1 protein-coding gene is annotated in these 262 nt (G+C 48.1%); it reads right to left on the bottom strand.

Features of this window, described 5'->3' with window-relative positions; genetic code table 11:
• Positions 1 to 186 (bottom strand): hypothetical protein (locus tag PSI23_RS22365; protein WP_273557090.1); only part of this gene is annotated, 186 nt, incomplete at its 3' end.
• Positions 187 to 262: the final 76 nt, after the last annotated feature.

The following is a 262-nucleotide window of genomic DNA, read 5'->3' as shown; positions in this document are numbered from 1 at the left end:
CAATACTGTGTGAACCCTGTCATGACGGGTCGAATACATCACCCGCAATTGTTTTCGCATTACCCATTGCTCAGTGAGAACAGCCAGATCTCCTATGTTTCGCTGAACAACAGAAAATGCCCGTCCCGTTTCCCGCCGTCGAAAATGGGCTTCTTCCACTGCTGCGGGTAGGTCGGTGAAAATCATGCGTTCAGCTCCTTAAGCGCTCTATATTTCCTCATCAGGAACACACCTTTTCTGATTGCATTAATGGCCCTTATTC

This window comes from Xenorhabdus yunnanensis (genome assembly GCF_028598805.1).
In the GTDB taxonomy this organism is placed as follows: domain Bacteria; phylum Pseudomonadota; class Gammaproteobacteria; order Enterobacterales; family Enterobacteriaceae; genus Xenorhabdus; species Xenorhabdus yunnanensis.
The sequence above is the reverse complement of the archived record's forward strand: the minus strand, read 5'-3'. Positions and strand labels throughout refer to the sequence as shown.